General features: G+C 43.9%; 7 protein-coding genes and 3 pseudogenes. 7 read left to right on the forward strand and 3 right to left on the reverse strand.

Annotated elements, in window-relative coordinates:
* Positions 1–128: 128 nt before the first annotated feature.
* Positions 129–413: pseudogene (locus HC723_RS15325) on the forward strand (YgiW/YdeI family stress tolerance OB fold protein); the annotation flags it as partial.
* 99 nt (positions 414–512) lie between these two features.
* On the opposite strand, the gene HC723_RS15330 reads toward HC723_RS15325, so the two are convergent.
* The 3 genes and pseudogenes from HC723_RS15330 to aceB all read right to left on the reverse strand — a co-directional run bounded on the left by HC723_RS15330 (position 513) and on the right by aceB (position 3,611).
* Entirely contained in the window at positions 513–1,247 is a 735-nt protein-coding gene (locus HC723_RS15330; protein ID WP_190339693.1) for a GntR family transcriptional regulator, read from the reverse strand.
* 54 nt (positions 1,248–1,301) lie between these two features.
* Positions 1,302–1,749 (reverse strand): annotated as a pseudogene (locus HC723_RS15335) (GlcG/HbpS family heme-binding protein).
* Between the two features lie 219 nt (positions 1,750–1,968).
* Positions 1,969–3,611: pseudogene (gene aceB, locus HC723_RS15340) on the reverse strand (malate synthase A).
* Positions 3,612–4,000: 389 nt separating this feature from the next.
* Here aceB and gcl point away from each other — a divergent pair.
* The 6 genes from gcl (at position 4,001) to add (ending at position 11,516) form a co-directional block, all read left to right on the forward strand.
* Complete coding sequence (gene gcl, locus HC723_RS15345; protein ID WP_190339694.1) at positions 4,001–5,776, forward strand: glyoxylate carboligase; 1,776 nt, start codon at positions 4,001–4,003, stop codon at positions 5,774–5,776.
* Between the two features lie 17 nt (positions 5,777–5,793).
* Positions 5,794–6,573: a hydroxypyruvate isomerase gene (hyi, locus tag HC723_RS15350; protein WP_190339695.1), complete on the forward strand. Its 780-nt coding sequence runs from the start codon at positions 5,794–5,796 to the stop codon at positions 6,571–6,573.
* A 168-nt stretch (positions 6,574–6,741) separates the two neighbouring features.
* Positions 6,742–7,656, forward strand: coding sequence for a 2-hydroxy-3-oxopropionate reductase (locus HC723_RS15355; protein WP_342365766.1), 915 nt, complete (start codon positions 6,742–6,744; stop codon positions 7,654–7,656).
* A 390-nt stretch (positions 7,657–8,046) separates the two neighbouring features.
* A complete protein-coding gene (locus tag HC723_RS15360; protein WP_190339697.1) occupies positions 8,047–8,655 on the forward strand; it encodes a TetR/AcrR family transcriptional regulator in 609 nt (202 codons plus the stop codon).
* 179 nt (positions 8,656–8,834) lie between these two features.
* On the forward strand, positions 8,835–9,923 hold the full coding sequence (locus HC723_RS15365) for an NADH:flavin oxidoreductase/NADH oxidase (RefSeq protein WP_190339698.1): 1,089 nt from the start codon (positions 8,835–8,837) through the stop codon (positions 9,921–9,923).
* 450 nt (positions 9,924–10,373) lie between these two features.
* Positions 10,374–11,516 (forward strand): adenosine deaminase, encoded by a 1,143-nt coding sequence (add, locus tag HC723_RS15370; protein ID WP_190339699.1) that lies wholly within the window; start codon positions 10,374–10,376, stop codon positions 11,514–11,516.
* Positions 11,517–11,708: the final 192 nt, after the last annotated feature.

The following is an 11,708-nucleotide window of genomic DNA, read 5'->3' on the forward strand; positions in this document are numbered from 1 at the left end:
AGGCCGATTGCCTCTTCTTTAAATTCTTTCGTATAAGTTCGATATTGACGTTTTGTATTCATATTCACCTCGATTGATTATCGTATTATCCACAATCAAGGTGTCCAGATCGATTAGACCAGAATAGCTTTCAGGGGCCGAGCAAATTTAAGCGTATTATGAAAGATGTGATCAGTGCAATGAATGCCAGTGACGATGCTAAAGTGCAATTAAGTGGTCATTTAACCATGTCTTTGGGCGATGAAGATTATATTTTCCAAGATGCGACCGGTGAAATCACAGTCGAGATTGATGACGATATTTGGTTTGGCAGAACCGTTACTCCTAAAACGACCATTCTGATCCGCGGTGAAGTTGAAAAAGATTGGAATAACACTTCGATTGATGTTGATAGCTTGGAAATCGTTAAGTAACCGTACATGGTTAAATAGCTTGGCGATTTAATAAAAAATAAAACCCTGATAACTCGATAAGTTATCAGGGTTTTTTAATGCTTGGAAAGTTATAAAACGCTACGCTCTGGAACGGATTATATCTGAAAATACTACATGTAAATCGCTAGAGGTAGCATCATCATTTAAGTTTAAATTGGCCCGAATATGCTGCATGTGGTGATCCATTAAATGCAGCGCTTCTTCTTTATTGCCTGCTTCAATTGCATTGAGTAAATTGGTATGTTCGTCTTGTGAACAATTACTGTTGTTACTGCCTTCGTATTGAGCAATCAGTAGCGAGGTTTGTGATACTAAGCTGCGTAAAAAGTGCAGTAGTGGGGCATTTTTTGCCATTTTAGCCAACTCAATGTGAAACTCACCAGAAAGTCGGATGCCTTTTCCTATATCGTTATTGGCAATAGCTTCGTTCTCGCTGGTGACTAAATTGCGCAGCACTTGCAGCTGAATTTGGTTGCAGTTTTCAGTTGCCAGCTCAGTGACAGCTAACTCTGTTATCTCGCGTGCTTTTAATATTTGAATGGCATCTTCAATGGTAGGGGCCGAAACGGTTGCCCCTTTATTTGGTTTTATATCAACAACTTGTTCGAGCGATAAGCGTAAAAGCGCGCGGCGAATAATGGTGCGGCTTACCCCGAATATTTCACTTAATGATTCTTCATTGAGCTTGGTATTCGGCGGTAAGCGTTGTTCCAATATCGCATCAAAGATATAGCAATACACCACATCATCTTGTGTTTGGTTATTTGCTTTCGCTTGCATTTTGGTGTTAGAAATTTTATTTAATTTAGTCATGCTCAGTCTGCTGATATTCCAAAATAATATTGTACATTATAGACCTTATTCTACTCAGGTCTCTAATGAATACAACTTCGCATGCAAAATGCCTTGCAGTGCACACTTTTCATCCAGATCCGACAAATCACCACTCACGCCGACAGCGCCAATGATTTGACTGGATTCTGACCGTATTAATAACCCGCCGGGTACTGGCACCAAATTACCTTGAGCCAATACATTAATAGCCGAAATAAAGGCGGGGCGAATTTCTGCATCTTGCGCCAGTTTTCGTGATGAGCATCCTAAGGCGATGGCTCCCCATGCTTTGGCAATTGCAATGTCGGGTCGTAACATACTCGCCCCATCTTGCCGTTGCAAAGACACCAGCTTGCCACCAGTGTCTAGTATTGCCACCTGTGTCTAGTATTGCCACAGTAAGTGGGGCGGTATGTAATTCTGTTGCGGTATCAAAGGCACCTTGGGTGATGTTTAAAGCCTGTTGTAGTGTTAAACTCATCGTGTAACTCCTTTATTATCGTACAGATTAAGCCGCCATAACATATCTGTTTAGCAATATGTGTTTGGTGTGCAAAACCTATTTGTTCGACAAAGAAGTAAAGCGCCTTTCTTCATTGATCTTAAAAAACTAAGCAATTTAAGATGCAGTGTCACTATTTTTTTCTACTGCATATATGTTACTGCATCTTAATCACATCATCTTAGTATCTTTGGTTGATTAATTAAGTAGAGAATAGCTCGGTAGTGTCAAGAACTCTGCAAAATCGTCTTGGGTCGATAATGTATCGAACATCTTGGCCGTTTCTTCAAATCGTCCTTGAGCATAACGTTGCTCGCCAACTTCTTGTTTAATCGTGATTAGTTCTTCAGCCAACAGGGAGCGGAAATACGCTTCTGTTACCACTTGGCCATCGTCAAGTTTTACGCCGTGTTTGATCCATTGCCAAATTCCAGCGCGTGAGATTTCTGCGGTTGCGGCGTCTTCCATTAAGCCATAAATCGGCACACAACCTACGCCGCTGATCCAAGCCTCAATGTAGTACAACGCAATGCGAATATTTTTGCGCAAGCCTTCTTGGTTACGGGGGCCTTCACAAGGGGCAAGCAGTTGTTCGGCTGTGATTTCTGCCACATAGCTGCTGTCGTAATCCATTTGGTTTACGCTGCCTTTTAATTTTTTATCGAAGATATCCATTGCAATATCAACCAATTTTGGATGCGCCACCCAAGTGCCATCGTGACCATTACTTGATTCGCGGTTTTTATCGTCTTCTACTTTTGCCAATACTTGTTCCATCACTTGTGGATCAGAGCTTGGAATAAAGGCTGACATTCCGCCCATTGCCAGTGCGCCGCGTGCGTGACAGGTTTTGACCAGTAATTGGCTATAAGCGCGTTTAAGAACGGCTTGTCCATACCAATGCTATGACGGTCTGGCAGGATGCGATCTTTATGATTCTTCAATGTTTTAATGTAGCTAAAAATGTAGTCCCAACGGCCACAGTTCATCGCCACAATATGCTCACGCATCACATACAGAATTTCTTCCATTTGGAATACCGCAGGCAAAGTCTCGATTAAAATGGTTGCTTTGATGGTGCCACGCTCGACCGAAAAATAATCTTCAGTAAAGGTAAATACATCATCCCACCATTTAGCTTCTTCCATACTTTCTAGTTTTGGAATGTAGTAATACACGCCTTCGCCTTTTTGAGCGCGCGTTTGGTAGTTATGGAAGAAGTACAAAGCAAAGTCCATCAAACAACCCGCGATGGCTTTACCGTTATATTGAATGTGTTTTTCAGGTAAGTGCAACCCACGAGGACGGGCTAGTAGCTGTGCTGGTGCATCAACTAAGTTGTATTCTTTTCCTTTCTTTTCATCCAAGTAACTGATGGTGCCAGCGTTGGCATCTCTTAAGTTAACTTGGCCATCGATCATGTTTTCCCATGTCGGAGCAGAAGCATCTTCAAAACAACACATGAACACTTTTGCGCCTGAATTAAGCGCGTTGATCACCATTTTACGGTCAATTGGCCCCGTAATTTCGACACGTCGATCTTGCAGTACTTTAGGAATAGGGGCGACTTTCCAACTTTTATCCTCACGAATGTGTTGAGTATCGGCACGAAAGTCGGGCAGTTTACCGCCATCAAATTGGGATTGATGCTGGCGGCGCAGAGCCATAACCTCTTCTAGTGGTTGACTGAACTTAGTAACAAGTGCATCTAAGAAGTCGAGTGCTGATGGAGAAAGAATCTCTTGTTGTTGTGCGCTTTGTAGTGTGCCGATCACTTTGATTGAATGACATGGATTTGCCATACCTCCAGTGACTTCACGTTCCTGTGTGCTGTGCATAATGGTCTCCTTTATGAACATATGCTCTGACAATTGAAGTGTTTTATCTGCTCGCGACTAACATCGAGATAGTGACAACGCCGAATAACAGTATCAATGACAATGAGTGTAGGAATGATTGTGATTGTGTACATTAATGTTTTACGTTTTCATTATTTATAACGCTTTTTTTACATAAGATCAAAAAAATATTAACGTGATGTGATAGTAAAAAAATGGTTCAATACTGGTTTGATGATTATTAAATTTTTATAAAACAGACTGTTACTTCAACCCTTGCCGATTGTGTACAATTTATTTGTTTTTTTATTTGCGTGTTTATAGGATCTCGATCTAGACTGGGCAATGTATTTAACATTGCATACAATATGAATTAGGAAGGGATTCAAACTATGGCTAAGATGAAAGCAATTGAAGCTGCAGTAGAAGTATTGAAGCGTGAAGGGGTAGATATTGCCTTTGGTGTACCAGGCGCGGCGATTAATCCATTTTATGCGGCAATGAAAAAGATCGGTGGTATTGACCATGTGCTTGCCCGCCACGTTGAAGGTGCGTCGCACATGGCAGAGGGTTACACCCGTACTAATGATAACAATATTGGTGTTTGTATTGGGACTTCGGGCCCTGCTGGAACGGATATGATCACGGGCTTGTATTCAGCCTCGGCCGACTCTATTCCCATTTTATGTATTACTGGTCAAGCGCCGCGAGCTCGTTTGCACAAGGAAGATTTCCAAGCGGTGGATATTGAGTCTATCGCCAAGCCGGTGACGAAATGGGCGACCACAGTATTAGAACCCGCATTAGTGCCTCGCGCATTTCAACAAGCGTTTCATATCATGCGTTCGGGTCGCCCAGGTCCGGTATTAATTGATTTGCCGATCGATGTGCAATTAGCTGAGATCGAATTTGATATTGATACTTATGACCCCCTTGAACCTTACCAACCGAGTGCGACTCGTGCTCAAGTTGAAAAAGCACTGACTATGCTGACTCAATCTGAAAAACCACTCATTGTTTCAGGTGGCGGCGTGATCAACGCAGGTGCCAGTGCACAGCTACAAGAGCTGGCTGAAATTTTAAATGTCCCAGTTATTCCTACATTAATGGGTTGGGGCAGTATTCCTGATAGCCATGAATTGATGGCGGGCATGGTTGGGCTACAAACGTCACACCGTTATGGTAATGCCACTATGCTGGCTTCTGACTTTGTTCTGGGCATTGGTAACCGTTGGGCTAACCGTCATACCGGTTCGGTCGATGTGTATACCGAAGGACGTAAAGTTGTCCATGTAGATATTGAACCTACTCAAATTGGACGTGTGTTCTGCCCAGATCTTGGCATTGTTTCCGATGCCAAATCCGCATTAACGTTATTCATTGAAGTGGCAAAAGAAATGCAAGCGGCTGGCAAGCTGAATAATACCGGCTCTTGGGTGAGTGAGTGTATTGAGCGTAAATCGAGCATGTTGCGTAAGACCCACTTTGAAGAAGTGCCGATGAAGCCAATGCGCGTGTATGAAGAAATGAACCGTGCGTTTGGAGAAGACACTTGTTATGTCAGTACCATTGGTCTCTCTCAAATCGCCGCTGCGCAGTTCTTGCATGTGTATAAGCCACGCCATTGGATCAACTGTGGTCAAGCGGGGCCTTTAGGTTGGACTATCCCTGCTGCATTAGGTGTTCGCGCCGCCGATCCAAACCGTCCGATTGTGGCGATCTCGGGTGACTACGATTTCCAATTTATGATTGAAGAGCTAGCGGTAGGTGCACAGTTTAATCTTCCATATATTCATGTGGTTGTGAATAACTCATACCTTGGTTTGATCCGCCAAGCGCAACGACAGTTTGATATTGATTACTGTGTTCAGCTTGCATTTGATAACCAAAACGCCCCAGAAATGGAAGGTTATGGGGTTGACCATGTCGCGGTAGTTGAAGGCTTAGGGTGTAAGGCGATTCGTGTTCGTAAACCAGAAGATGCGGCTGCTGCGTTTGAACAAGCGAAGAAATTGATGGCCAAGCATCGCGTCCCTGTTGTGGTTGAGTTCATTTTAGAGCGCGTGACTAACGTTGCAATGGGCGTTGAAATCACAGGCGTTAATGAGTTTGAAAGCCTAGCCGAAGGTAGCGATGACGCGCCAACCGCCATCACATTTAATCAATAATTATAAGGGATAACAGTATGCCTAAATTTGCCGCCAATCTATCGATGTTATTTACTGAAGTCGATTTTCTGCAACGCTTTGGACAAGCAGCGGATGCCGGTTTTCAAGGGGTGGAATATTTATTTCCATACGACTTTGAAGCCACCACGATTAAAGAAGTGCTCGACGCTAATAAACTGACCCAAGTGCTATTTAACTTACCCGCAGGGGATTGGTTAGGCGGCGATCGTGGTATTGCGGTGGATCCTGCGCGTGTTGAAGAGTTTCAGCGTGGCGTAACCAAAGCCATTCAATACGCCAAAGTATTGCAGTGTGATCAAGTGAACTGCCTAGCGGGGATCGTGCCCGATGGTGTTAGCGCAGAGCAAGCCGAGCACACTTTTGTGTCGAACTTGCAATTTGCGGCCGGAGCGCTTGAAGAGAATGGCATTAGCTTGATCATTGAAGCGATCAATACGCGTGACATTCCGGGCTTCTTCCTCACCAACACTAAGCAAGCGTTAGATATTATTGCCAAAGTGGGCAGTGATAACCTCAACTTCCAATACGATATTTATCACATGCAAATTATGGAAGGGGATCTGGCGCCAACCTTGAGTGAGCATATTGGCCAAATTCAGCATGTGCAATTAGCCGATAACCCGGGCCGAAATGAACCTGGAACCGGTGAAATTAACTATCCATTCTTGTTTAAACACTTAGATAGCATCGGTTATCAAGGTTGGGTTGGCTGTGAATATAAGCCCAAGACCACTACACATGAAGGTTTAACTTGGCTGAATATTCTTCGTAATTAAAGCCGTAGCGGCTTTTTATGAACAAGAGGGACTACGTTTGCTCACCCCAGTTACTTAGGCGAGCTTTCTTTTATAAAAGAGAATGACTCATGGGGCTTTGCTCACTTGTCGCCTAGCTACAACATTAATTACTTTGAATATTGTGGGAAAGAGAAAAAATATTTTAAAATTAAGGGAAATGAAATTATGACTACTCCAACTATTGCATTTATCGGCACTGGCATCATGGGCAAACCAATGGCCGTGAATTTACAAAAAGCAGGTTACTCGATTGTGGTTTCTGATCACTTTGTTGCGCCGCCACAAGAACTTATCGATGGCGGGGCCGCGGTGGTTCATAGCGGTAAAGAAGCGGCACAAAAAGCCGATGTTATTATTACGATGGTGCCAAATACGCCCGACGTTTCAGATGCACTTTTTGGTGATAATGGTATCGCACAAGGACTATCGGCAGGGAAGCTTGTGATCGACATGAGCTCGATTGCACCGATTGAAACACAACAATTCGCCAAACAAATTAAAGAGTGTGGCGCTCAATACCTAGACGCTCCGGTATCAGGTGGTGAAGTGGGGGCGATTAATGCCACGCTAACCATTATGGTGGGGGGCGATGAGTCTGCCTTTGAGCAAGCTAAGCCATTGTTTGATGTCATGGGTAAAAACATTACGCTGGTGGGTGAAAATGGTGCCGGTCAAATCTGTAAAGTGGCCAACCAAATCATCGTCGCATTAAACATCGAAGCGGTATCGGAAGCGTTGGTCTTTGCCTCAAAAGCAGGCGCAGATCCGGCGCGTGTGCGTGATGCGTTAATGGGCGGCTTTGCTAACTCTAAAGTGCTTGAAGTGCATGGTGAGCGCATGGTGAAAGGCACGTTTGATCCCGGCTTTAGAATTTCATTGCATCAAAAAGATTTAAACTTGGCACTGACTGGCGCTGAGCAATTAGGCCTACAACTGCCAAACACAGCTAAGACCCAAGAGCTGTTCGGCAATTGCGCTGAAATGGACGGTTCCAACTGGGATCACTCTGCGTTGATCAAAGCGATTGAGCAGCTAGGCAATCATAATATCCGTGGTGAATAAGTTAAGGTTCTATGGGTGAACATTGATCGTATATCGGTGTACAAAATCATAGTTATCAAAGTAACAGCTATCAAGGTAACAGTTTAGAAATAACAGGTTATTTGGTCTGGAGTATGATTTGGCTGTGTGTGGGAGCATAGTCATATCATCACATATCATCACAAATCATCACAAATAATTCTGTTTTAACGCACGGTTTCGTCTCCTTTGAGTGCGCCCGAGTGGCTAGGTTTATGATGAAGTTTGAGTTGAATGAGCGAGGTTGCTTTTTCATCTCTCACCACACATCTACTTAGTTATCTCGGGATTTTTTTTGTCAGATATGTTAAAACAAGCTAAGGAATTAACATTGTTTGAGACTCAACATGCTCACTTATAAGGAAGACCGTAATGGCAACAGTTCGAGAGCGCAATCAACACGCGATTATTGAAGCGGCCAGTCAGCATTTTGCCAAATACGGTTATGCCGCAACCAAGGTGGCGGATATTGCCAAAGAAGCCAATATTCCCAAACCGAATATTTATTATTATTACACCTCAAAAGATAACTTGTACCGCGCGGTATTAGAAAGTGTCACCGCGCCGTTACTTAAATCCTCCCTGCCGATCCAAGTACTTGATGATCCAAAAGAAGCACTGACCGAATACATTAAAACCAAGTTGATGATCTCACGCGATCACGCCCATGCCTCAAAAGTGTTTGCCAACGAGGTGATGTCGGGAGGCACGTCGCTACCAAAAGATATTGAAGCGGAACTGCAACAACAGTCACAAATGATCCTCGCCAAATTTAACTCGTGGATAGCACAAGGCTTGATGGATAGCGTTTCGGCCCATCATCTTATGTTTACCATTTGGGCAGCGACACAAACGTACGCCGATTTTGGCTGGCAGATCTGCCGAGTGTTAGATAAAAAAGAACTTTCACATCAAGATTACGACCAAGCGGCTGAATTTCTCACGACTATGATTTTAAAAGGTTGTGGGGTGAAGTCATGATCCCGGCTAACGGCTAACGGCTAACGGCTAACGGCTAACGGCTAACTGGAGAGGTTGTCGTGAATCTTTGCAGTCATATTCCTAAACCGCATATTTAATACCCACCAATGTCATTTCAATTATACTACTTATGCAGGTAGTATCTCTCCATCGTTTTACTTCAAACAAGGTCAGTCTCAATGTCTGCATTATTTAACTCACTCGCATTAAAAGATGTGGTATTAAAAAACCGTATCGCAGTACCACCAATGTGCCAATACAGCGCCGAAGATGGCTTGGCAAATCAATGGCATGATATTCACTACGCGGGCTTGGCTCGTGGTGGTGCGGGTCTTGTGATTTTAGAAGCGACAGCCGTTTCGCCAGAAGGTCGTATTAGCCCAAATTGTTTAGGTATTTGGAATGATGAGCAAGCCGAGGCACTAGCAAAAATCGCTAAAAACATTAAAGACAACGGCAGTGTGGCGGGCATTCAAATTGCGCATGCTGGTCGTAAAGCCAGCGCCAATCGTCCTTGGGATGGCGATGATCATATTGCTAATGATGACCCAAAAGGCTGGCAAACTATTGCTCCTTCAGCGCTTGCGTTTGGCGGAAATTTAGATAAACAACCGCTTGAAATGAGCATTGCCGATATCGAGCGAGTAAAACAAGATTTTGTTGATGGCGCTAAACGGGCTCTTGATGCGGGTTTTGAATGGTTAGAGCTGCACTTTGCTCATGGTTACTTAGCGCAAAGCTTTTTCTCGGCACACTCAAACCAACGCACAGACCAATATGGTGGTAGCGCCGAAAATCGTGGTCGTTTCTTGCTCGAAACGTTTGCTGCTGTACGCGCAGTTTGGCCTGAGAATTTACCATTAACCATTCGTTTTGGGGTGTTGGAATTTGATGGTCGCGATGAAGAAACCCTGCAAGAATCGATTGCGCTATTAAACCAAATGAAAGAGCAAGGTTTGGATATGGTCAGTGTCAGCGTGGGTTTCTCGACTCCAACGGCACAGATCCCCTGGGGACCTGCGTTTTTAGCACCAATCTCAGAGCGTGTTCGTAAAGAAACCGGTCTGCCTGTTGCTTCGGCTTGGGGCATTGATAAACCTGAAGATGCCAACCGCGTGGTCGAAGAAGATCAAATGGACGTCGTCATGATAGGTAAAGCGTACTTAGCTGATCCACATTACACTTACCGTGTGGCCAAGGCATTGAATGTTGAAAAGCCATCATGGATCTTGCCAGCGCCTTATGCCCATTGGTTAGAGCGTTACTAATATTTAAAGCGTTTAATAATAGACTCAAAGTGTTAAGCATATACTAAAAGCAGCCGCTGCTATACCCAAAGTAATTGAAGTTGCAGTGAGGCGGCAAGTAAACGAAGCCCCATGAGCTTAGCTTGCCTAAGTGATTGGGGTGAGTTAGCGCAGCCAACAAAGCTGCAGCTTCAAGTAAGACGGGTATATTATTTAGTGTGTGCCGCTTTTTAGATGCAATAAAATCCAGTCCTTGAGTGAGGGCTGGATTTTTTACATCTGCTGACAAATACTTGAGAGAGGTTATCGTTTGCGTTTTGATGGCCCACTAATTTCGCTGTGTCGGCACTTGTTTAGCCTTCATTTATTGGTATGGTGCTTTTTATCGATATGAGGCTGGGTAAACTTACCGTCTCACTGTAACATCAATGACTTTGTGTCAATAAATAGAATAACGAAAGGAAGTACATTATGATTTCAACCCTGCCTAAAGTCATACTGCATGAACATATTGAAGGTTCAGTTACCCCTGAACTCGCGGCGATTTTAGCCCAAAAACATGGTGTGACATTACCGAGCGATTTCTTGTATCCAGAAGGTCAATACGATAAAAGCGATTTCCCCAATGGACGCTATCAATATGATGAGTCGGACTTTGGCGCATTTGTCACCGCTTACGATGTGGTGGCCGATTTAGTCCGTGATGCCGATGATTACTACCTAGTGATGAAAGACTATTTAACCCGCAATGCCGAGCAAGGCTTAGTGTATTGTGAGATGATCACCTCCGCCTTTCATATGTGTCACGATCCTAAAACCAACAGCTTAAACGCGAAGCAATATCATGCGTTTATGGATGGCATATTACGAGCGATGGATGAAGTAAAAGCAAAATATGGCACCGAAACTCGTTTACATGCTTGTAGTGTACGTCATCTGAGTTTAGAAGAATTTACTATCAGCGCCGATTTTGTGGCGGCAGAGCCTCGCCCAGAAGTCACCGGTTTTAATATTGCTGGCAATGAAATGGCGGGTGAGTTCGCCGATTTTGAGTATGCACATAAGTTAGTGGCGCAAATACCATTGCAAAAATCGTATCACGCCGGAGAGATCCGAGGCCCTGAAAGTATTCGTGATGCACTGGCATGTGGCGCGAAACGTATCGGGCATGGCATTGCCGCAATCAAAGATCCTGCTTTGATCCAAACCTTGATTGATGAACAAATTACCCTTGAAGTCGCCCCAAGCAGTAACCGTATTTTAGTGACAGAGTTTGAACAATCACTCGAAAAACACCCTCTACGCCGTTTATATGACGCTGGCGTTCGTTTGTCGATCAATACCGATGATGCCGGATTATTTGGTACTGATGTGGCGAAGGAATATCGCTTAGCGCAACAGGTATTTGGTTTTAATCGAGTTGAACTATTGGATGTCACCTTATGCGCGTTAGAAGCGGCATTTGTCGAAGATGAGATCAAGCAAAGTTTGATCGCCAATGTTTACACTCAGTTCAACCAACAAGACTGGCAAGATTTAGAGCTACATTGCCAACAATTGCCAGACGGCGCGTTAAAACAGCGTTTGCAGTCTCGCTTAAAAGAGAAAAAATAAAAACCAAAGGGCAGAACATTGTTTTGCCCTTTGTTGTTTCTGTCTTTAGGTTGAGACAGAAGGGAAGTATTCTGGTCTAATCGATCTGGACACCTTGATTGTGGATAATACGATAATCAATCGAGGTGAATATGAATACAAAACGTCAATATCGAACTTATACGAAAGAATTTAAAGAAGAGGCAATCGGCC

The sequence above is a fragment of the Vibrio sp. S11_S32 genome, from assembly GCF_014694465.1.
GTDB lineage: Bacteria > Pseudomonadota > Gammaproteobacteria > Enterobacterales > Vibrionaceae > Vibrio > Vibrio algicola.